General features: G+C 47.0%; 22 protein-coding genes and 1 pseudogene. 19 read left to right on the top strand and 4 right to left on the bottom strand.

What is annotated here, in order from left to right; genetic code table 11:
* The first annotated feature begins 138 nt into the window (after positions 1 to 138).
* The 4 genes from ACE5KN_RS15395 to ACE5KN_RS15380 all read left to right on the top strand — a co-directional run bounded on the left by ACE5KN_RS15395 (position 139) and on the right by ACE5KN_RS15380 (position 4,207).
* Positions 139 to 1,149 (top strand): glycoside hydrolase family 130 protein, encoded by a 1,011-nt coding sequence (locus tag ACE5KN_RS15395; RefSeq protein WP_375524011.1) that lies wholly within the window; start codon positions 139 to 141, stop codon positions 1,147 to 1,149.
* 149 nt (positions 1,150 to 1,298) lie between these two features.
* Positions 1,299 to 1,442: a hypothetical protein gene (locus ACE5KN_RS15390; RefSeq protein WP_375524010.1), complete on the top strand. Its 144-nt coding sequence runs from the start codon at positions 1,299 to 1,301 to the stop codon at positions 1,440 to 1,442.
* A gap of 381 nt (positions 1,443 to 1,823) precedes the next feature.
* Positions 1,824 to 3,203: an FAD-dependent oxidoreductase gene (locus ACE5KN_RS15385; protein ID WP_375524009.1), complete on the top strand. Its 1,380-nt coding sequence runs from the start codon at positions 1,824 to 1,826 to the stop codon at positions 3,201 to 3,203.
* Positions 3,200 to 4,207, top strand: coding sequence for an SGNH/GDSL hydrolase family protein (locus ACE5KN_RS15380; RefSeq protein WP_375524008.1), 1,008 nt, complete (start codon positions 3,200 to 3,202; stop codon positions 4,205 to 4,207). The genes ACE5KN_RS15385 and ACE5KN_RS15380 overlap by 4 nt, the downstream gene beginning before the upstream one ends.
* Before the next feature lie 69 nt (positions 4,208 to 4,276).
* Here ACE5KN_RS15380 and ACE5KN_RS15375 read toward each other — a convergent pair whose 3' ends face one another.
* Entirely contained in the window at positions 4,277 to 4,987 is a 711-nt protein-coding gene (locus ACE5KN_RS15375; protein WP_375524007.1) for a GntR family transcriptional regulator, read from the bottom strand.
* A 206-nt stretch (positions 4,988 to 5,193) separates the two neighbouring features.
* Here ACE5KN_RS15375 and ACE5KN_RS15370 point away from each other — a divergent pair, with 206 nt between their 5' ends.
* From ACE5KN_RS15370 to ACE5KN_RS15345, 6 genes are all read left to right on the top strand, one after another.
* Positions 5,194 to 6,168 (top strand): SIS domain-containing protein, encoded by a 975-nt coding sequence (locus ACE5KN_RS15370; RefSeq protein WP_375524006.1) that lies wholly within the window; start codon positions 5,194 to 5,196, stop codon positions 6,166 to 6,168.
* Positions 6,169 to 6,207: 39 nt separating this feature from the next.
* Complete coding sequence (locus ACE5KN_RS15365; protein ID WP_375524005.1) at positions 6,208 to 7,077, top strand: fructoselysine 6-kinase; 870 nt, start codon at positions 6,208 to 6,210, stop codon at positions 7,075 to 7,077.
* A 113-nt stretch (positions 7,078 to 7,190) separates the two neighbouring features.
* Positions 7,191 to 8,507, top strand: a complete 1,317-nt coding sequence (locus ACE5KN_RS15360) for an anaerobic C4-dicarboxylate transporter family protein (RefSeq protein WP_375524004.1) — start codon at positions 7,191 to 7,193, stop codon at positions 8,505 to 8,507.
* Positions 8,508 to 8,539: 32 nt separating this feature from the next.
* Complete coding sequence (locus ACE5KN_RS15355; protein ID WP_375524003.1) at positions 8,540 to 9,370, top strand: sugar phosphate isomerase/epimerase family protein; 831 nt, start codon at positions 8,540 to 8,542, stop codon at positions 9,368 to 9,370.
* A 299-nt stretch (positions 9,371 to 9,669) separates the two neighbouring features.
* Positions 9,670 to 10,590 (top strand): heme o synthase, encoded by a 921-nt coding sequence (gene cyoE / locus ACE5KN_RS15350; RefSeq protein ID WP_375524002.1) that lies wholly within the window; start codon positions 9,670 to 9,672, stop codon positions 10,588 to 10,590.
* Positions 10,591 to 10,778: 188 nt separating this feature from the next.
* Complete coding sequence (locus tag ACE5KN_RS15345) at positions 10,779 to 11,147, top strand: DUF8580 domain-containing lipoprotein (RefSeq protein ID WP_375524001.1); 369 nt, start codon at positions 10,779 to 10,781, stop codon at positions 11,145 to 11,147.
* 53 nt (positions 11,148 to 11,200) lie between these two features.
* Here the strand turns inward: ACE5KN_RS15345 and ACE5KN_RS15340 are convergent.
* Both ACE5KN_RS15340 and ACE5KN_RS15335 read right to left on the bottom strand, forming a co-directional pair.
* Positions 11,201 to 11,368 (bottom strand): annotated as a pseudogene (locus ACE5KN_RS15340) (class I SAM-dependent methyltransferase); the annotation flags it as partial.
* Positions 11,369 to 11,419: 51 nt separating this feature from the next.
* On the bottom strand, positions 11,420 to 11,785 hold the full coding sequence (locus ACE5KN_RS15335; RefSeq protein ID WP_375524000.1) for a winged helix-turn-helix transcriptional regulator: 366 nt from the start codon (positions 11,783 to 11,785) through the stop codon (positions 11,420 to 11,422).
* Between the two features lie 401 nt (positions 11,786 to 12,186).
* Between ACE5KN_RS15335 and ACE5KN_RS15330 the strand changes: the two genes are divergently transcribed.
* The 5 genes from ACE5KN_RS15330 to ACE5KN_RS15310 all read left to right on the top strand — a co-directional run bounded on the left by ACE5KN_RS15330 (position 12,187) and on the right by ACE5KN_RS15310 (position 16,527).
* Entirely contained in the window at positions 12,187 to 12,396 is a 210-nt protein-coding gene (locus ACE5KN_RS15330; protein WP_375523999.1) for a hypothetical protein, read from the top strand.
* Positions 12,393 to 13,139 (top strand): oxygen-insensitive NADPH nitroreductase, encoded by a 747-nt coding sequence (gene nfsA / locus ACE5KN_RS15325; RefSeq protein WP_375523998.1) that lies wholly within the window; start codon positions 12,393 to 12,395, stop codon positions 13,137 to 13,139. The genes ACE5KN_RS15330 and nfsA overlap by 4 nt, the downstream gene beginning before the upstream one ends.
* Before the next feature lie 115 nt (positions 13,140 to 13,254).
* Positions 13,255 to 13,680, top strand: a complete 426-nt coding sequence (locus ACE5KN_RS15320) for a MarR family winged helix-turn-helix transcriptional regulator (RefSeq protein WP_375523997.1) — start codon at positions 13,255 to 13,257, stop codon at positions 13,678 to 13,680.
* 71 nt (positions 13,681 to 13,751) lie between these two features.
* Positions 13,752 to 14,855 (top strand): Gfo/Idh/MocA family protein, encoded by a 1,104-nt coding sequence (locus ACE5KN_RS15315; RefSeq protein ID WP_375523996.1) that lies wholly within the window; start codon positions 13,752 to 13,754, stop codon positions 14,853 to 14,855.
* 319 nt (positions 14,856 to 15,174) lie between these two features.
* A complete protein-coding gene (locus ACE5KN_RS15310; RefSeq protein ID WP_375523995.1) occupies positions 15,175 to 16,527 on the top strand; it encodes a glucoamylase family protein in 1,353 nt (450 codons plus the stop codon).
* A 135-nt stretch (positions 16,528 to 16,662) separates the two neighbouring features.
* Here ACE5KN_RS15310 and ACE5KN_RS15305 read toward each other — a convergent pair whose 3' ends face one another.
* A complete protein-coding gene (locus ACE5KN_RS15305) occupies positions 16,663 to 17,241 on the bottom strand; it encodes a TetR/AcrR family transcriptional regulator (RefSeq protein ID WP_375523994.1) in 579 nt (192 codons plus the stop codon).
* Positions 17,242 to 17,447: 206 nt separating this feature from the next.
* On the opposite strand from ACE5KN_RS15305, the gene ACE5KN_RS15300 reads away from it, so the two are divergent.
* From ACE5KN_RS15300 to ACE5KN_RS15285, 4 genes are all read left to right on the top strand, one after another.
* The gene (locus tag ACE5KN_RS15300; RefSeq protein WP_375523993.1) at positions 17,448 to 18,134 is read left to right on the top strand and encodes an NAD(P)-dependent oxidoreductase; all 687 of its coding nucleotides are present in this window, start codon (positions 17,448 to 17,450) and stop codon (positions 18,132 to 18,134) included.
* A gap of 214 nt (positions 18,135 to 18,348) precedes the next feature.
* Complete coding sequence (locus ACE5KN_RS15295) at positions 18,349 to 18,948, top strand: TetR/AcrR family transcriptional regulator (protein ID WP_375523992.1); 600 nt, start codon at positions 18,349 to 18,351, stop codon at positions 18,946 to 18,948.
* 1 nt (position 18,949) lies between these two features.
* Positions 18,950 to 19,699: a type I methionyl aminopeptidase gene (gene map / locus ACE5KN_RS15290; RefSeq protein ID WP_375523991.1), complete on the top strand. Its 750-nt coding sequence runs from the start codon at positions 18,950 to 18,952 to the stop codon at positions 19,697 to 19,699.
* Between the two features lie 196 nt (positions 19,700 to 19,895).
* On the top strand, positions 19,896 to 20,318 hold the full coding sequence (locus ACE5KN_RS15285; protein ID WP_375523990.1) for a hypothetical protein: 423 nt from the start codon (positions 19,896 to 19,898) through the stop codon (positions 20,316 to 20,318).
* Positions 20,319 to 20,585 lie beyond the last annotated feature (267 nt).

Here is a 20,585-nt window from a genome sequence, read left to right as displayed (position 1 = left end):
TCTTGAATTCAGCCGGGCCTTCCGGTGCTCACGTACCCCAAGTACGCTCCGCTCCTCAGTCCCTTGCTTCATTCAACCTTCTCGGTGCTGAAAATCTGACTTTTTGAACACGCACTTATACAAAGGAGTGTTATGCAAATGAGTGATTTTACAGTAGGACCTTTGGTTTCCAGCCCGGTGATTGCCCGGCATTCAGCGAATCCGATTCTGTCGCCGGGCGATGTGCCTTACGGTCCGGCGATGGTCTTTAATGCCGGGGTTGCCAAATTTAGAGGCAAATATGTGATGGTCTTCCGCAATGACTACGGAGATGAACATAAAGGGATTGTTGCCCCCCATCATACAACCAATCTTGGCCTGGCCTTCAGCGATGACGGCATAAAGTGGGATGTGCAGCCGGAACCGTGCTGGTCCTGGCACGATGAAGAGGTCATCCGTGTGTATGATCCGCGTCTAACAGTAATCGGCGAACAATGCTATATGTGCTTTGCGGTCGATACCAGGCATGGGCTGCGCGGCGGCATCGCCGTAACCGAGGATTTCAGCTCCTTTGAGGTGCTGAGCCTATCGCTGCCGGACAACCGCAACATGGTATTGTTCCCGGAGCGGATCGGGGGCAAGTATGTGCGGCTGGAGCGTCCGATGCCTGTATACAGCCGGGGCGGCACGGACCGCTTTGACATGTGGATGAGCGACTCGCCTGACCTGAAATACTGGGGCAACTCCAAGCTGCTGCTGGCGGTTGAAGATGTAGCCTATGCCAATGACAAGGTAGGCCCAGGCGCGCCGCCTGTCAAAACGGACAAAGGCTGGCTGACCCTGTTCCATGCCGTGGACATCGACCGCAGCCGGGGCAAGAACGGCTGGGAGGACAGTTGGAAGAAACGCTATACATCCGGCATTCTACTGCTGGATCTTGCCAATCCCAGCCGGATTATCGGCAGGGCGGAGGCGCCGCTGCTTGCGCCGGAAGCCCCTTACGAGACCGATGGGGGCTTCCGCAATCATGTTATTTTTCCGGGGGGCATGATTCTGGAAGATTCCGGGGAAGTCAAAATCTACTATGGCGCCGCCGATACCGTAGAGTGCCTGGCTACTGCGCATGTGGATGATCTGCTGCGTCTTTGTCTTGAAGGCACGGTCAAATAAGCAATTATGAAATATTAAACCGGCACAAAACTGAAATCGGAGCTTGACCGGGGCTTAGCAGACGATCCGGAGTAGGAGGGGCTTGCCTAGCGGACTGAGATGATCTTATTTGGGCGAAACCACTCGTTTTGGGAGGGTGAACGGACTCTATGGACTCTATTTTGCCTTTTGAAGCATGTTTTGGCACTAGCGTTGCATTAACTTTTGCTCAAGATTTCCCGGAAAAGCTACCCGGAAATCTAACGGTTGTAGCAGTGGCTATTTTACGAAAAAAGACCTTTTCTAAACTCTAACGGTTGTGAGCGCCGTTATTTGCCTGAATTTAAGCAAAATAGCCGGATTTCAGTGAAATAAGCGCCATGGCAACCGTTACAATTTGAAATCAACGTTCATGGAACAAATAGCGCTTGTGGCAACCGTTAGAATAGTTGTGTGGCTAGAAAATGTATCTTGTCAGATCAGATTTAATGCAACGCTAGTGATGCTCTGGGCTATTTTCAGGTAAATAACGTCTCTCCTGTCCGTTAAAACTGAAAACGCCGTATTTTGAGGCCAATAAGGTCTCCTCGGTCTCTTAGCAAATCCAGGCTGACGCCTCCGTTCCCATCACCGTTTGTCAAGCACCGATTTTTAGGTTGATCCATTAAATCTATATAGAATTGGAGGAGATTTCTATGAATTATGGACATATTACTTTGCCATCCATCAGCATTCCGGTTGCCCGCGAGGTGGATGTGCTGGTCATCGGCGGAGGAGCTTCCGGAATCGCTGCGGCCATTGCCGCTGCGAAAGGGGGAGCGCAAACGATGCTGGTGGAGCAGAGAGGGTTCCTTGGCGGCATGGGCACGGTATCGCTCGTTCCGGCATTCTGTCCCTTTACGGATAAGCGGAAGCCGATTATCCGGGGTCTCGGTCTCCAGCTGATGGAACGGATGAAGCAGGCATGCGATCCTGAGTACCGCGAGGAATATCGAGAGGTGCTGGATTGGGTGCCGATCGATCCCGAGGTGCTGAAACGGGTCTATGACGATGCCGTTCTGGAAAGCGGCGTGACGCCGCTGTATCATACCTTTGTCTACGATGTTGTACTGTCTGAGGACCGCCGGTCGGCCCAAGGTGTCGTTGTCGTCAACAAAACCGGACGTTCTTTCATCCCCTGCCGGTATATCATCGATTGCTCGGGAGACGGGGATATCGCCGCTCTGGCGGGGGTTCCTTTTCAGAAGGGTGGGGAAGCGGGCGAACTTCAGCCCGGCAGCATGTGCTATCTGCTTGCGAATGTGGACCGTCCGAAGTTCAGGCGGTTCCTGGAGGAGAGCGGAGATACGGGCCAACTGCACAAGACGGTGGAGCTGGCGATCGCCAACGGTGCGCTGCCGGAGGGCCGCAAGTCGATCTCCGGCCTTGCCTGGATCAGCGACTACCTGGTGGGCGTCAACTTCGGCCATGTATTCGGCGTTGACGGCACCCTTGCCGAGGATTTGACACGGGGGGCGATTGAAGGACGTCGCACCGCGGAACGCCAGCTGCAGTTCTTCCGCAGCTATGTTCCGGGCTTTGAGCACGCCCATATGGTGGCGAGCGGGGAGCAGCTCGGCATTCGGGAGACTCGGCGTATCGAAGGGGACTATATCCTGACGGTCGATGATTTCCTTGCTGCGCGTTCCTTCCCGGATGACATTGCCCGCAACGCCTACTACATCGATATTCATCTCGCCAACAGCAAAAGCGAAATGACCTTCACCCACTTGCCGCCAGGGGTTTCACACGGTGTACCGTACCGGATCATGCTGCCGGTTGGCATTGACAACCTTTGGGTTGCCGGTCGCTGCGTATCCTCGGATCGAGCAGTGCAAGGCTCCCTGAGGGTGATGCCGAACTGCTTCTCCATGGGCCAGGCCGCGGGGACGGCGGCTGCATTGGCCCTGCGTGATGGTGTTGGTTCGCGCGGCATTTCCGTAGCCGAACTTCAGCAGCGGTTGCTGGAGCAGGATGTATGGCTGGGAGAGGATTTCATACCGTCTGAGGAGCAGAAGGAAGGGAATGCGCCGTGAAACAGCTTCCCTTAACGGATGAGTGGTTTCACGGCGCCGTTTCACTGGAGCACCAGGAGGATGGAATCAAGCCGTGGCGCATTCCTTACACGGATTACTCCCTTTATCCGCCCCAGGGAATCGAGGGCAAAGCCGAGATTTGCGCCGGTGTCCGCCTGCGGCTGCGCACAGATTCCACAGAGGTGGCAGTTTCTTTCGCACCGCTTGCGGATGCCGCCGTCATGGATTGCGTAGCAGGAGGGGAGTTATGTCGGACGCTCAGCCTGCCCGCCGGAGCGACTGAAGCCCTGTTCAGCGGACTTCCCAATGAAGTCAAGGATCTGGAGATTTGGCTCCCGCAAAATATTGGAATGACCGTTACCAGCCTGCAGATTGGTGCCCAAGCTGTCGGGGTCCCGCTGCCGGACACCCGGCCCCGCTGGATTACTTACGGCAGCTCCATTACCCAGTGCGTCGCGGCTTCCAGCCCCTCGCGCACCTGGCCCGCCATTGCCGCCGAAGCCTGCGGTTTCAGCTTGACCAATCTCGGCTTCTCCGGCAACTGCCACATGGAACCGATGATCGGGCGGCTGATTCGCGACTTGCCGGCCGATTTCATCTCCATATGTGCGGGCGTGAACATCTATGGCGCAGGCACCTTAAGCCCGCGCATGTTCAAGCCGCTGCTGATTGGACTGCTGGAGACGATACGCGACAAGCACAGGGAGACACCGCTGCTTGTCATTTCCCCGATTTATGGCACCGTCCGCGAAACGGAGCTTAATTCGCTGGGCTTCACTCTGCCCATGATGCGTGAAGCCATCCGCGAAACCGTGGAGCTGCTCAGGGAGCGGGGGGATCGCCAGTTATACTGCCAGGATGGCCTGAACTGGCTCGGCCCGGAGGATGAAGCATTTCTGACGGACGGCCTGCACCCTGGAGCCGAGGGGTATGAGTTGCTGGGACGGCGTTTCCGCGACCTTCATGAATTTGCATTCCGGACTGTATATAGATTTACGGAGTGAAAATTTCTACTATAATAAAGCTAAAAAAAGGTTATTTCGCTGGTATACATGCGGAATAACCTTTTTTTATTAAACAATCAGCTCAAATCTGTCCCCTAAGATCAGCTGCTTTGACCGATGGATTTTTTTGCCGTCCAAGCTGCTGACAGTACTTCGTATACATAGCAGAGGATGGCCCTCCTCAATATTTAAGTAGGTGGCCACATCGAAGGAAGCGTATTCCATCACGATATATTTTCTGGATATGCCAAATGTGATTTTGTGTTTGTTTCTTAAAATTTCGTACAGTGATTTATGATTTAAATCCTCCTGCAGCAAAAACGAAAAGGAAGAAGGAAGACGGGTATATTCCACAGATACAGGGACATTGTCGGCATATCTGATTCTTTCGATGTTAATGATTTTATCCCCGGGTTTTAAACCCAAATGCTCCTGATCCGCAGCGGTAGCTTCTTCAATCACACATTTGATGACCTTTGCGCCAGGGACCTTGTTTTGCAGTTTGCAAGTGTCGCTAAACCCAATCGTCTCCGTAACATTTTTCTTGATCCTCTCTTTCGTAATAAAAGTGCCTTTTCCCGGGATTCGCACCAAATATCCTTCAGAGGTAAGGGAATCAAGGGCGGCGCGGACCGTGACCCGGCTGACATTGTTGGTTTCGCTTAACTCCAGCTCTGTAGGGAGTTTGTCCCCCGGCTTCAGGGTACCGTTATGGATGGAGTCCAAAATTTGATCTTGCAGCTGTTTATATAATGGCGCGGATTCCGTATGATCGACCATAGTTTTACCTCCAAAAACTTTGTATTATATTGTTTTATTTCCTTGCCTCTATATTATAACAATATGTACAAGCTGTGAACCAAAAAAAGCAGTAAAATGCTATTGTATAATGTATTATCATGTGTTATTATCGCCTCAAGACATTCCAATACAAACACCGGTGTGGAATGAAAATAAACCAAATGTATCATACAAGGAGAAAGCAAATGGATATTAAACAAATTATTGGAGAAATCGTGGCGGGGAAACAAGAAGTCGGAGGCATCAAGCAGGTTTATTATGTAGCATGCGGCGGTTCTTATGGCGCTTTTTATCCGGCAAAAACTTTCCTGGAAAAAGAAGCCAGGGACATTAAAGTAGGGCTCTATAACAGCAATGAGTTTGTACACAACACGCCTAAAGCATTTGGCGAAAATTCGGTACTGGTCGTAGCCTCGCATAAGGGCAATACACCGGAGACGGTGAAAGCAGCCGAGATCGGTAAAAAGGCGGGAGTTCCGGTCATTGCGTTAACCTGGATCACGGATTCGCCGATTACGGAGCATGCAGACTATGTGGTGAAATATACCTTTGGCGAGGGCAAGGATATCGCTGGAGAAAAGACCATTAAAGCCCTGTTGACGGCAGTAGAGGCATTAAATCAGACTGAGGGATACGAGCATTATAATCAATTCCTCGATGGAGTAGCCAAAATCGATCACATTGTTAAAAACGCTTGCAAGCACGTGGCAAAACGCGCCTTGTCGTTCGCCAAAAATCACAAAGACGATAACGTTATCTACACCATGGCCAGCGGAGCCGGTTACGGGGCTGCCTATATGGAAAGCATCTGTATCTTTATGGAAATGCAGTGGATCAACTCCTCCAGCATCCATTCGGGTGAATTCTTCCACGGTCCGTTTGAGATTACAGATGCCGAGATTCCGTTTGTCATTCAGATTTCCGAAGGAAGCACCCGGCCCCTGGATGAAAGAGCGCTGAAGTTCCTGAACCGTTATGCCAAGAGAGTGGAGGTATTGGACGCCAAGGATTTGGGCTTGTCCACCATCGACAACTCCGTGGTCGATTACTTCAATCACTCCTTATTTAATAACGTTTACCCGGTTTACAACCAAGCCTTGGCAGTGGAAAGAGAGCATCCGCTTACAACCCGCAGATATATGTGGAAGGTTGAATATTAATTTTGCCCATATCCAGCAGCCTTAGAGGGGATAATTCTTATGGAACAATATAAGGTTATTGGCATCGGCGACAATGTAGTAGATAAATATGTCCACCAGGGTTTGATGTACCCTGGTGGAAATGCCCTGAACTTTTGCGCATATGCCAGAATGTGTGAAATGGAAGCATCTTATTTGGGGAAATTCGGCAATGATCAAATCGCCCAGTATATTCAAAAGGTAATGGACGAATTAGAAATTGAGCATAGCCACTGCCGGATGTTTGAAGGTGAAAACGGGTATGCGCGGGTAACGTTGGAGAACGGAGACCGTGTATTTCTCGGATCGAATAAAGGCGGCATCGCGAAAGAAAAGGCTTGGAATTTTACGGAGGAAGACCTCGATTATATTAAGCATTTTTCTGTCATTCATACCAGTCTGAACAGCTATATCGAGGGGGATCTGGCCACCTTGAAAACGAGCAATGTGCCGATCTCCTATGACTTTTCGGTACGCTGGAATGACGAATATTTGGAACAAGTATGCGGGTATGCGGATATTTCCTTTCTTTCTTGCAGCCATTTAACGGAAAGCGAAAGAGAAACAGAGATGCGGAAAGCCCAAACATTCGGCTCCAAAATGGTGATCGGAACGGTAGGAGAAAACGGCTCATTTGCGCTCTATAAAGATCAGTGGATATACCAGCCAGCCGTATTAACGGAAACGGTGGACACGATGGGCGCGGGCGATTCTTATTTAACAGCCTTTCTCGTCAGTATGATCAGAAGCTCGGAAGACGGCGAAATTTTTTCAGGATCAGAAGAGGAAATGCTGCAGAAAATTAAGGCAAGCATGGGACAAGGAGCTGCTTTTGCAGCGAAGATATGCCGAATCAACGGCGCTTTTGGCCATGGAACGGCAATCATATAAAGCCACCCTCCGACTCAAAAAGAGAACCCTAAAATGATCATTTTGTAAGCGTCTTCAAAAATAATGGTTCAGATTATCATGTCGGCAAAATCACATTAGGAGGGTGAACCTTCATGTTCTGGTTTCAGCTGTTCATCATCATTTTGCTCATATTTTTTGGCGCCAGAAAAGGAGATGTCTTTATGGGCTTGCTCGGTGGCGTGGGCGTGGCGATCCTGGTTTTTATCTTTCACGTCCAACCGGCGGCTCCCCCCATCGATGTCATGTTGATTATTTTAGCGGTCGTTTTGGCGGCCTCCGCGCTGCAGTCCTCGGGCGGGCTCAACTTTCTCGTGCATCTTGCGGAAAAAATGCTAAAAAGATCGCCTAAAAATATTACGATCATAGCCCCGATGATCTCCTGGCTGTTTACTTTCTTGTCGGGGACAGGGCATGTCGTCTATAGTTTATTGCCGATAATTAATGAACTTGCCCTCGACAATAAAATCAGACCGGAAAGACCCATTTCAAACAGTATCATCGCCTCCCAGCAGGCGATCACCTGCTCGCCGGTGTCGGCGGCTACTGCGGCCATGATCGGATTTATGGCCCCTCTTGGAGTAAGTTTGGGAACCATTTTGACTATTGCGATCCCCGCCACGTTGTTAGGTGTCATTACAAGTGCGGTGTTGACGATACGCAAGGGGAAAGAATTGGAGGAAGACCCGGAATATTTGCGGAGGCTGGCAGAAGGATTGATCGTTAAGCCGGAACAGAAGGCGGAGAAACAAGCGGTTTCCAAAGGAGCGAAGGCTTCGGTTGTGCTCTTTTTGCTTGGCGTGTTGTCGATCGTCATTATGGGCATGTTTACGAACCTGCGTCCATCCTGGGTGCAGAGCGGCGAGACTGCCATGTTATCCATGCCGAATACAATTGAAATTATTATGCTGGTTTGCGCTACGCTCATCATTATCTTTGGCCGGCCGGCGATCGAAACGATACTTAATGGTCCGATATTCAGGGCGGGGGCACTGGCGATGGTTTGCGCTTTTGGGCTCGCGTGGATGAGCAGCACCTTTATCAACGGGCAAACCGTTTTTATTCAAGAACATGTCGCTACGATCGTAAATAGCCATCCATGGATGATTGCCGTAATCATGTTTATCGTCGCCGCTTTAACGACAAGCCAAGGTGCCACAACGTTGATTATGGTTCCGATTGCCGTCGCTCTTCATTTGCCTCCTTACATCATTATCGGGGCGTGGATGGCTGTCAATGCCAATTACTTTTTGCCGGTCGCATCGCAATGCCTTGCCGCCATATCTTTTGATACCGCAGGTACAACCAAAATCGGCAGGTTTGTGCTCAACCACAGCTTTATGATACCAGGATTAATTAATAGTGTGGTTTCCGTTATTGTTGCTACGTTAATTGGAAGCGTTTTAACTTAGAAGGCAGTATAAATTAGGGAGGTATTTGGACTATGTTACAACTCTCGCAAGTAGCCGCAGCGAACTATCATTACAAGAGGTATTCCCTGGATTATTTTCTGGATTCTGTTGCCAGATTGGGTTTCCAAAACATTGAGTTGTGGGCTTCAGGGCCGCATTTTCATTTGGACTACTTTACGATGGATGATATCAAACAGTTAAACAAAAAAATCAAAGAACGAGGGTTAAAGACCATCTGTCTGACTCCCGAGCAATATGTCTATCCGGTCAGCATCAGTCATCCCGATCCGGAATACCGCAAGCAAAGCATCGAGTATTTTCGCCGGCATATTGAAGCCGCGTCGCTTTTGGAATGTGACAGAGTGCTGGTGACCACGGGGATCGCCTATTTGGACGCCGATGAGACGGAAGCGTGGAAATGGTGCCGGGAATCTTTGAGCGAAATTTGCAAAACGGCGGAAATAGAAAGAGTCTATCTTCCCGTAGAGGCGTTTACCAGTTTTACGACCCATGTGTTCAACCGTGCCGAGCACATTTCCAGGATGATCCGGGAGGTCGGGAGTCCGTATTTGAAAGGGTTGGCGGATACAGATGTCATGGCCACGACAGGCAAGGATACGATCCATGACTTCATCAAGGAACTCGGAGATCATTTAAATCATGTCCATTTCGTAGACGGTAATCCCGGAGGGCATCTGGTTCCCGGTGAAGGCCAGCTCAATATGATCGAAGCGTTACAGGCGCTGAACGATATTGATTATAAGGGATATTTGGGCCTTGAATTGCTGGATAGAAGGTATATTTTGGACCCTGAAAAAGCGATGCGGGATTCGCTCGCATGGTTTGAAAAGCATTTATCCTAATCGCTAAACTGCGAAATGAGCGAGGCAGAGTTAACTTTTGTAAGAAAAAAGGCGCATTAAATATTGAATAAGTAAGATGGATATCAGCTGAAATACCAGCTTTTCGTATGATTTAGGTTAGCCAGTAATTACTGGTTGACCTATTTTTTTTTAGTATCAGTTCACATATCTATAGAATTATTCACGAAAGAGACTCAGCTTTTTGACAGAATCATGAGAATTGGTTGAGAAATGAGCACATAAACGATACTATGTGGTAATCTATAGTAGTGAAATTACTTAGAGGGAGTATTACCGTCATGAAAATGCAAAGTAATATGAATACTATTGAACGAATTCCGACCTCCGTAACGAAGGTGCTCTTCGAAACGATAAAGATTGGCATTGTTAAGTCGAATCTCATTTCGATGATTGCCGGGCTTAGCATGGCGTTGTTCGTTCATCACTTATCATTCTTCGATAAAATCGGCAACGTTGCGTTGGCTTTTATCGGGACTGCCTTGGTGATTGGAGCCGCCGGCGTATTTAATAATCTATACGACCGCGATATCGACGGCATTATGGAACGGACGAAAAACAGGCCAACGGTGTCCGGAATTGTTGACGTCAGAAGCGGGCTGATGATTGGAACCTGGATCGCGGTTGGCGGCCTTGTCGCGCTGTATATTGCCTCTCCGCTTGCGGCTTTCTGCGGCTTTCTGGGGTTGTTCCTCTATGTCGTGCCTTATACCATGTGGACGAAACGCAAAACCATCTATAATACGGAGGTTGGAAGCCTGTCAGGTGCGATGCCTCCGCTGATCGGTTGGGCCGCGATCTCACCTGACATTTTGCATCCCGGTGCCATTGCATTGTTCCTGTTAATGGTGATTTGGCAGATGCCGCACTTTTATGCAATCGGGATTCGCCGAATGGAGGAATACCGGGCGGCTAACGTCCCGATGCTGCCAGTCGTCAAGGGTATTCGGAGAACGTACGTGCAGATGAATGTATATCTGGTTGCGTTGTTCCTGTGCAGTTTCTTGTTCTGGTCCTTTAATCCGTACATCGCTGTGGCGAATGCGCTCCTAAGCTTGGGCTGGTTGATTCTGAGCATTTACGGATATCGCAGGAAGCAGGAGGAGAAGTGGGCACGATCCATGTTCATTTTCTCATTGAACCACATCACGGTACTGCTGCTGATGATCGTTGGCTATTCCTTGGGTGCTCCTCTGCTTTAATTTGAATGTCATCATCAAACTATAGGATGGAACGTTAATGTCCATATGAGCCGAATGAAAGGCCTAGTTTCTAAGCCGCTGATTAACATCAGGCGGCTTTTTAATTTGAAGGAAACGGTGGACAAATACTAAAGGGCTATGAATAAAAATGTCTGCACTATTTTTTATAATTGGGTAATAACATATCGTTGAAGAAATTTACATTTGATGCAGCTGCGGGGCGTTTATCGTTAAGCAGCAATCCGGATTATTATGTGGACATTGAACTGCTGCCTTCTGATTATGATTTGGCTCAGCTTGAAGCTGAGGGCAAGGAAGAGTTGACTCAAGACGGAGAGGTATCCGATTATAGCGGCGAGTTGATTGAACATCCGCTTGGTTCCGCGGAACTCTATCTTCAAGCTTCCGGGCCGGAAGGCATAAGCGATTATATCGTATGGACATCAGAAGCAGGGGCCGCTTTTTTGTTCCGCCTTCATAATCCGAAAGGGGAGGATGCTTCCGATCTCGCCGGACCGGTTCTTGTTTCACTATCTACCGTACAAAGCCTAAAATAAGTTGTCGGATACTATAGTTTTCTTGCTTTGGATTGCTCAATCATTTGCTCAATGGTGGTCCAGCCTATGACATAAATCGAATAAACAAAGTCAAAATAATCCATCGGTATGCCACATTCTTCTTCCATGGGAGAGCAGATAAATTTTGCTGACAGACCGCATGCCGTCAAATGCTGCTTTGCTTTTTCGATTTGTTTTTCTGATAGATCCAGAGCCCATAGCGTTCCCCCTGATATTGCAAGGAATGACCGGCATGTTTTGAATCATGACGCTTAGGTCACATCATGTCCATAACCTCCGTATTTTTTTCCAAATGCCTCCATCATATCTAACACAGGAATTAATTTTTCTCCTTTTTCTGTAAGGGAATACTCTACTTTGGGAGGAACTACCGGATACACTTCACGTTGGATGATGCCATCGTTCTCTAATTCTCTGAGCTGCTTAGAGAGGGAGCCTTGTGATAGGTCTCCCAGAAACGTTTTGATGTCAGAATAACGACGTTTGGTTCCTTTTAAGTACCAAAGAATGAAATATTTCCAACGTCCTGATAAAATATTTTGAGTAAAGGCTATTGCGTACATATCTCCTTTTTCTTCTATAAACTCTTTTTGAAATCCATCCTTACAAACCCTCATTTTTATTCGCTCCTGTCCTAAAGTACAAAAACATGTACTATGTTCATTTATTTTGCCCTCTTTGCAAATAAACATAATGACTTTATGATTGTGTCAGCAAAGCGGTTCATTACAAGCTAGTTTATTTAAGAGGCGGTGACTAATGCATAATGCATTATGTTCTCAATATTCCGCCTATATATTTAGCAAGCTAAATAAAATTATAGCATAGAAAGGAGGTTTTGATTAGTGAACACAGGAAATTCGAGACTACGACTTTCGATATTAGAGGGAGTAAATGAACTCGTGAAAAGGAGATCATGCAGCAATGGAAGGAAGAAAGCTTAAATTAGGAGGAATTATTGATGGCGTAGGCTGGAATTACACGGGATGGCGACAACCCGATATGCCGGCAGATGCGAGTGAGAACATTGGTACAAAGAAGGTGTCATGGATATCTTGCTGATCAGCAGGATTATCCAGCAGAATTTGAGGACTTTATTAAGTTGGTTGTACCCATATTGCAAGATAAAGGTTTATTCCGCAAGGAATATGAGGACGACACACTTCGGGGGAATTTAGGGCTGCCTTACCCTGAAAATAAGCATAAAAAAGGAGAGAATTCATTTTGAATAATACCCTTAAATTACTTCATCATCATACGTCCGTTCGTTCTTATACCAATCAACCCTTGACAGAGGAACAACGAGAAGCAATCTTTAAGGCAGCTAATCAAACTTCATCATTCAGTCTTTTGCAGGCCGTTTCGATCATTAGAATTACGGATCCAGATCTTCGAAGAAAGGTGATGCAGCTTTCGATGAATCAACCTTATATTGAAGAAGCGGCAGAGTTCTGGATTTTTTGCTCAGATTTCCACCGGAATCATCAAATAGCCCCTGAAGTCGACCTTGAATATATAGAGTTTCTTTTAATCGGCTCATTCGATGCCGGGCTTATGGCACAAAATGCTTTAACGGCAGCAGAATCCATGGGACTTGGCGGCGTTTTTATTGGTGCGGTGAGAAGTAATATTAACGAATTATCTGACATCTTGAATTTACCGAAATATGTGATCCCTTTGGCGGGATTATGCATTGGTTATCCATCTGGAAATAAACCTGAACTCAAGCCTAGACTGCCTGAATCCATGGTTTTACACGAAAACCAGTATCAAACTCAAACGCTCGATAAGCTGAAATTAGCGGCTTATGATAAGACCATGCTGCAGTATTATGAAAATCGACCGGTAAGCGCCCCTTTCACAGTGAAAAAAGTAAAAGGATGGAGTGACCACATCCGTGATCATCTGCAAAGAAGTATTCAGCCACAAATGATGGACTATCTCCACAAACAGGGATATGCCAAAAAATGAAGCAGGGTAAAAAACTTTTTTGAACAGGAGGAGGTCACTATAAATGAATTTGACACATCAAATTCGACATGATATATTTAGCCCGCTAAATAAATTAGAGGGATGATTAACATCAATGACAGATCAAGTGGATTGTGATATTCGTCAGTCGTTAGATCGGATCTCTTCGCAAATGCGACGAGATTACAGCGAATCTTTAAGAGAACTTAACCTTTATGTTGGCCAGGATAATTTACTGTATCGTTTGTGGTTGGGCGATGGAATCACACAAATGCAGCTGTGTGAACATTTAAAATGCGAACCTCCTACAGTAACGAATATGGTTAAATCACTAGAGCAAAATGGATTTATATACCGCAAACGTGATGAACAAGATGCAAGAGTAATGCGAATTTATCTTACTGACAAAGGCAAAGAATTAGAGGCCCCGGTGGGAATGAAATGGAAAGCGCAACAGGAAAAATTGCTGCATTCCATTTCAATGGAAGAACGCTTGATACTAAGACAAATCATGCAAAAGATGGAGAATAACTTATCATGAGTTCTCCGTCTTTCGCAAATATTTAGCAGGCTAAATATTTATAAAAAATTCAAAATAGGGAGCTGTTTTACATGAGTAAAAAAATTCGTGCAGGAATTATAGGCGGGTCAATTAACAACGGATGGGCAAGCGGTACTCATATCCCTGCCATTGAACATCTGAATGAGTTTGAGCTCACGGCAGTTGGGACAAGCAATATGCAGAGCGCAAAGAAGAGTGCTGAGGCTTTCCATGCAAATCATGGCTTTGATGACATGGAGGAATTGGCTCAACATGCAGATGTGGATATAGTAGTCGTCAGCATAAACGTGAAAGATCACTATGAGGCAGTCAAAGCAATTACCCCTGCTGGGAAACCGATTTACTGCGAGTGGCCACTGGGATCAAATACCGCTGAAGCGCTCGAAATGCAGGAATGGATAGAGTCCCGCCAATTGCCAAACGCAATAGGTTTACAGGCAAGACAAGCCCCAGCTATTAATTATGTTAAAGATTTATTGGCGGAAGGTTATGTTGGAAAAATCCTTTCGGCCAATATGAGGATTTCGATTGAGGGAATGGGTGGCGTCGGTAACAAAGCAACTGCATACTTATTTGATCGCAAGATCGGAGGGAACCTGCTCACGATTGTAGGCGGACATAATCTGGATGCATTCACTTACATGCTCGGGGACTTTACAGAGCTTTCAGCCGTTACAGCCCACCAATTCCCTGAAGTCGAATTGGTGGATATCCACAAAGTCATTGAGAAAACGACAGATGATCAAATACTGATCACAGGGAAACTGACTAGCGGTGCAGCAGCCAGCGTTCATATCCAAGGAGGAGTCAAACAACAGACAGGACTTACGCTTGAAATCTTCGGAGACAAGGGGACGATCGTGCTGAGCGCGCCTGCATCCATTCAATTCGGGTCACTCCAATTGCGAGGTGCAGGACCTGCAGACCAAGAGCTTCATGAGTTAACAATTCCCGATTCCTATTACTGGGTACCAGATTCCCTGAAAAATGACTCAGGCTTAGTTCTTAATGTAGCTCAAGCCTACAGTAAATTCGCTCAGGATATCGAAAAAGGAACATCCTTTACTCCAGGTTTTGCAGATGCGGTAAAACTTCATCAATTAATTGATACCGTGGAAAAAGCAGCACAAACCGGTGAACGACAATATTTATGACTGAGATTTAGATTCAAACACAGTAACTCGTTAGGTCAATATTTTTGAATGTCTAAAGCAAGTTATAATCCATTGGATATTGAAGCATGAAGATGCTATAAATACACGAATCGGCAGCTAGTCAGGTACATGACAGCTGCCGATTTTGACTACCAGGCGTATCATAAACAAGTGAAACGTTTCAACATTTTACTCACCAAAACTCGTTAACAGCACTCTCGTCCTATGATTTACTAAAAAACACTTATCAATAAATAACGTTTATGATATTATACAAGCGAAACGTTTCGATTAAATTGGAATTCAGGAGGGAATAATGGTGAGAACAGGAAAATTGATTAGTTTCATTTTGACCATTGGCCTGTTAGTTAATCTTATTGTAACTCCGATGGTTTCAGCCAGTGATGCCAAAGCCCAAATTGCTTTTCGCACAGAACTGAAAGCGATTGCACAAAAAACCTATGAATATTTTCAAGACCATACGGATCCGAACACGGGTATGACTTACGATGAGGTGCGCTTCACGGATGACGGACTGAAGGAAGCAAAACACACCTCGCCAACAAATATCGGAATGTATATGATGAGTACAGTTTCAGCACAGCAATTGGGCATTATTTCAAAAAAAGAAGCGGTTAAGCGCATTCAAATCACTTTAAATACAATTGAAAAACTGGAAAAATGGAATGGCCTCTTCTATAACTGGTATAACACCGATGACGGTTCCATCAAGAAAGATTGGGGACAATTTATCTCTCAGGTTGATAACGGATGGCTTTCAGCAGGTTTAATTGTCGTCGGGCAAGCCTATGAAGAGTTGTACGGGCAAACAAGCAAGTTGGTTGAGAATATGAATTATACACCGTTATATGATCCTGAAGTTGGCCAGTTCCGCGGCGGCTACGATGTTGCTAAAGGCAAACTGACTGACCATCATTACGGAATGTTTTACACCGAACCGCGTGTTGCAAGCTATATTGCTATCGGGAAAGGCGATGTACCTAAGGATCATTGGTGGAAAATGTATCGTACATTGCCGAAAGAATGGGATTGGCAAGCTCAGATTCCGCAAGGAGAAAACGTGCAGTACGATGGAGTGACTGTTTTCGAGGGAAGTTATGAATATAATGGTGTAAAGTTTGTGCCGAGCTGGGGAGGAAGTATGTTTGAAGGGCTCATGCCTGGAATCGTTTTGAAAGAAAAAGAGTTTGGCACAAAAGCATTGGGATTAAATAATAAACGTCATGTAGAGCTGCAAATCGCATATGCCAAGGAAAAAGGATACCCTGCGTGGGGATTCTCGCCGTCTGCAACTCCGACTGGATACAGTGAGTTTGCAGCTACGCCGCTGGGTACATCAGGTTATAAAGATGGAGCAACCGTAACTGCACATGCAACATTTCTTGCTCTGGAGTATGCGCCTGAAGCTGTGCGTAAAAACATCAAAGCTTTAAAGGGCTTTAATATGTATGGTAAATACGGGTTCTATGATTCTGTGAATGTAGAAACAGGAGAACTTGCTAAAGCCTATCTTGCACTTGATCAAGGGATGATTATAGTATCCATTGCTAATTATGTAAAAGATGGAATCATCCGTGATTATTTCCACAGTGATCCGATCGGCCAAAAGCAAGAGGAATTATTGGAAAGAGAAGTATTCTCCATTCAATAAAAATGGCACAGACAACTCAGGTATATCCCGCCGAAAATGAAGCTCGTTAAACTCAAGTAATTTCATGGATAACGAAGGGCCAGACAGGCTGCGGACTTTCAAGTGTGTTAGAAGGTCTTCAGCCTGAAGCTTCCTTCATGCAAGTGGGAAATCAGCATCAAGATTCCGTTCAAGCAATGATCCCACTCGCTGAGCCATGAAGGAAGGAGAGTGAGGCTTTCCATTCTTGAACCACCATTCCACTACCCCTACGATAGCCGCTCCTAAAAATTGAATATCAACATCCTCACCATCAGATAATCCTTTATCGCTTCCTTCGGGCATATCATTCTCTTTTTTCGTTAACTCTTGGAGGAAAAACTCAAGGAATCGATTGCGGAAAAAAGTGCCCCCTTTACTCGCCAGCATCGCGGAGAAAAATAAATAATGACTCTCAAAATACTCGAACCATAACAAGCCCTGATCTATATAATCGGCGTCATCGTCTGCCGAATCACAGAGTTCCCGCATTTCGTCAATATGTTCTTCGATGAGCTTATCCAGAAGATCAAATTTGTCCATATAGTGAAGATAGATGGTTCTTCGGCTAACATCGGCCCTGTCGGAAATATCCTGTATCGTAATCTGATCAAAATTTTTTTCAATCATCAGTTCAATAAGAGCCATTTTAATGGCTTCCTGGGACTTGCGTATCCTTCGATCCATCTTTGACACTTGAGATCACCAGCTTCCCTGAAAATAAATACACAATGTTAAAGGATCTGTGAACTAATGCACGGAACCTGCCTTTTTAATCATTGTAGAGGTTCTATTTCTGTTTACAATTATACATAGTTGTTTCTTAATGCACTACTGTGCAATTTGTTTGCATATATGGGGATGGAGTTAAGCATGATCACCAATCAAAGGGGAGCATTTCAATGAAAATTGCGGTTATTGGAGCAACAGGGGGAACTGGGAGGAAAGTGATGAAGCGGGCACTTGAATTGGGACATGAGGTTGTAGCCGTGGCTCGCCGGCCGGAAGTCATTACTCCCGCAGAGCGGCTCAGCACCCGGCAGGGGGATGTATTTGACGCGTCGAGTATAGCCAAAGCCATTGCCGGTACAGATGTGGTCATCAGTTGCATCGGTCCAAGCAGTAACCTCTCGCCGGGTAGCGCCATGTCGAAGGGAATCCTGAATATGCTTGCGGCAAACTTCTCACCGGGTACCGTCATGTCGGAGGGAATCACGAATATTCTTGCGGCCTGTCAGCGTGCTGGTGTTATACGCATGGTCATGCAGAGCGGCATTGGTTTGAGCGACGGGAAGGAGCTTTCCGCTGGCAGTCGGTGGGCATTAGGCATTCATCAACGCATCTTCTCGAAGGCCATCAAGGATAAGGCCATTGCCGAGCATGCGGTGCAAAGGAGTGACCTGGATTGGGTCATTGTACGTCCGGCGGGGCTGAATGACGCGGCTGCCACTCTGAACTATACAGCAGGTCCATCAGCACGCATCGCTCCGTTCCGGCCGCTGGCCTTCGCAGACTGTGCCGACTGCCTTGTGCGGGCGGCGACGAGTGAGCCCACATGGGTCAGGAAGATCGTTAATGTTGGACGATAGCATCCAGGTGAGATATAAGAGCCGGAAAACTGCATCGGATGTGGTATGCCCGGCTCTTGTAACCTGGGCGAATGCCTCAATGATCCGAATCCCTTGCCGTCTCTTTTGAAGCAGGGAACACGAGCCAGGCATTTTCGGATTGACTGAGCAGGAAAAATTATAGTATTCTTATTTCGACATTACAGTAGGTCAAAAAAAGGAGGGCTTTCCGATCATGTCTCCCCGAACGAAGGAGCAGAACGAAGAGATTCGTGCGATCCGGATCCAGCAAATGCTGCGGGCCGCTGCGCAGGTGTATATCGATAAAGGCATAACTATGGAAATGCGCGATGTCGCGGCCCAAGCCGAACTCGGTTACGGAACGGTTTATCATTATTATAAAAATAAATACGAATTGTTTAACGATTTGCTATGGTGCGGTTTCGAACAGGCGAAAGCAGTCACGGAAACCGCCCTGGGCGGCGAAGGACCATGGCCTGAGCGGCTGCGGGATTATATCGTGCTCATGCTTCGCCAATGGTCGGAGGATCTATCGGTGTTCATCCTGTACAAAATGTCGGCCGAAAATTTTCACCAGCTGCCCGGTCGCTACAGGGAGCTGTCCGAGCGGTTCCACGAAGAGCTGTACCTGCCGCTGGCGAAGGTTTTGCGGGAATGCGCCGGCGGGCGAAGCCCGGAAAAGGCGGCCAACATGCTAATCGGCTCGCTGGTCGGCTATGCCGGACTGCATATATATCATCAGCATGAAGAGATGGATGGCAACGAGGCTGCGGAAACTTTGCTTACGGGAATTTTACCAGAAGGGGGCCGATAATATGGTGACTTTGAAATCCGCGGCGGAAATCGAAGAGATGAAAATAGCCGGGCAATTCGTGGCGGCATGCCACAAAAGAGTGGCCGAAATGATTCGCCCGGGCATGACAACGCAGGAGATTAACGACGAAGTAGAGCGGCTCATCACGAAAGCAGGGGGAAGTGCGCCCACTTTGGGCTACAATGGCTACCCGTATGCAACGTGCACTTCCGTGAATGATGTGATCGCGCACGGCTTCCCGAACAGCAAGCCGCTACGGCAGGGAGACATCGTCACCGTCGATATCGTGGCGGAGCTGAACGGTTGGGTTGGCGATTCCGCATGGACCTATGCAGTCGGCTCCATCTCGGAGGAAGCCGAAAAGTTGATGCGGGTCGCGAAAGAGTGCATGTACATCGGTATCGAACGGGCAACCGTCGGCAGCCGGATTGGCGATGTCGTCCATGCGATTCAACTACATGCGGAGCAAAACGGTTTTGGCGTCGTGCGCGATTTGCTTGCCCATGGAGTGGGTAGAAGCATGCATGAGGAGCCTAATTTCCCGCATGTCGGGTCGCCGGGCAAAGGATTCCGCCTTAAGGAAGGGATGGTTATTACCATTGAGCCGATGTTGAACGAGGGAACGTATCGCATGACGATCGACGACGACGGCTGGACCGCGCGAACCGCTGACGGGAAGCTATCCGCTCAGTATGAACATACAATTGCCATTACGAAAGCAGGACCTGTCATTTTGACTGCGCAGGAATAGCTCCGTGTACGAAAACTCGTTGCAGCGAGCCCTTTGGATGACAATTATTGTAGATTCCGATGGCCTTCTTGGAATCACAGACTTTTGCACGAAAGGAAGACGAAGACGTGAAAATGGATTTCCAAGCGTTTTTTGGCCAAACAATTGAGCTTGAACGGAAGTTCAAATCAAATTGAATAGGACAGGAGAAATTGCGATGCAACTTTCAGATTTAACCCATGACGAAATTACAGCTCTGTGTAAACAAGGCGATGATTTGGTGAAGGCAGGCGATCTTGAGGCGGGCAAGCATAAGTATGTTGAGGCCCTCCGCTTATTGCCGGAAAATCATCAAGAATGGGAGGCCGCTACGTGGTTATACGTGGCAATTGGGGATGTTCATTTCCATATGAAGAATTACGATAAGGCATTCAAATGCTTTTATAACGCTGTACAATGTCCGAATGGAATAGGGAATCCCTATATTCATCTTCGGTTAGGACAGTTGTATTATGAACAGGAGAACCTTGAAAAGGCGGCGGACGAGTTAACACGGGCTTACATGGGTGCCGGTATGGGGATTTTCATGGAGGATGACCCAAAGTATCTTGAGTTTTTGGAGACAAAAATAGAGATCTGATGTCGGAGGATCAGAACATACACACATAAGACGTCGCGGAATACGCGGCTTTTTTGTGTTAACGATATAACTTTAATGGAAGAACTGTTTTTTATGCTGCGTTTTTGATACCATCACATAAATAATTTCATTTTTTTGTAAACTATACAGGTGAAGAGGTGAGCAAATTGAAATCCAAAACATAATGATCACCTGTTTCAAATTCGCTAAAAAGGTTGTTAAAAGTGTGAGTGTGGAGCCTTGTACACACCATATTTCCTTGAAGGG

The organism is Paenibacillus terreus (assembly GCF_042138595.1).
GTDB classification, from domain to species: domain Bacteria; phylum Bacillota; class Bacilli; order Paenibacillales; family Paenibacillaceae; genus Paenibacillus; species Paenibacillus terreus.
The sequence above is the reverse complement of the archived record's forward strand: the minus strand, read 5'-3'. Positions and strand labels throughout refer to the sequence as shown.

Bases quoted from the DNA above. Each gene is read 5' to 3' on its own strand.
- ACE5KN_RS15395 (WP_375524011.1), top strand. From the start codon at position 139: ATGAGTGATTTTACAGTAGGACCTTTGGTTTCCAGCCCGGTGATTGCC.
- ACE5KN_RS15390 (WP_375524010.1), top strand. From the start codon at position 1,299: ATGGACTCTATTTTGCCTTTTGAAGCATGTTTTGGCACTAGCGTTGCA.
- ACE5KN_RS15385 (WP_375524009.1), top strand. From the start codon at position 1,824: ATGAATTATGGACATATTACTTTGCCATCCATCAGCATTCCGGTTGCC.
- ACE5KN_RS15375 (WP_375524007.1), bottom strand. From the start codon at position 4,987: ATGGTCGATCATACGGAATCCGCGCCATTATATAAACAGCTGCAAGAT.
- ACE5KN_RS15370 (WP_375524006.1), top strand. From the start codon at position 5,194: ATGGATATTAAACAAATTATTGGAGAAATCGTGGCGGGGAAACAAGAA.
- ACE5KN_RS15365 (WP_375524005.1), top strand. From the start codon at position 6,208: ATGGAACAATATAAGGTTATTGGCATCGGCGACAATGTAGTAGATAAA.
- ACE5KN_RS15360 (WP_375524004.1), top strand. From the start codon at position 7,191: ATGTTCTGGTTTCAGCTGTTCATCATCATTTTGCTCATATTTTTTGGC.
- ACE5KN_RS15355 (WP_375524003.1), top strand. From the start codon at position 8,540: ATGTTACAACTCTCGCAAGTAGCCGCAGCGAACTATCATTACAAGAGG.
- cyoE (WP_375524002.1), top strand. From the start codon at position 9,670: ATGAAAATGCAAAGTAATATGAATACTATTGAACGAATTCCGACCTCC.
- ACE5KN_RS15335 (WP_375524000.1), bottom strand. From the start codon at position 11,785: ATGAGGGTTTGTAAGGATGGATTTCAAAAAGAGTTTATAGAAGAAAAA.
- ACE5KN_RS15320 (WP_375523997.1), top strand. From the start codon at position 13,255: ATGACAGATCAAGTGGATTGTGATATTCGTCAGTCGTTAGATCGGATC.
- ACE5KN_RS15315 (WP_375523996.1), top strand. From the start codon at position 13,752: ATGAGTAAAAAAATTCGTGCAGGAATTATAGGCGGGTCAATTAACAAC.
- ACE5KN_RS15300 (WP_375523993.1), top strand. From the start codon at position 17,448: ATGAAAATTGCGGTTATTGGAGCAACAGGGGGAACTGGGAGGAAAGTG.
- ACE5KN_RS15295 (WP_375523992.1), top strand. From the start codon at position 18,349: ATGTCTCCCCGAACGAAGGAGCAGAACGAAGAGATTCGTGCGATCCGG.
- map (WP_375523991.1), top strand. From the start codon at position 18,950: ATGGTGACTTTGAAATCCGCGGCGGAAATCGAAGAGATGAAAATAGCC.
- ACE5KN_RS15285 (WP_375523990.1), top strand. From the start codon at position 19,896: ATGCAACTTTCAGATTTAACCCATGACGAAATTACAGCTCTGTGTAAA.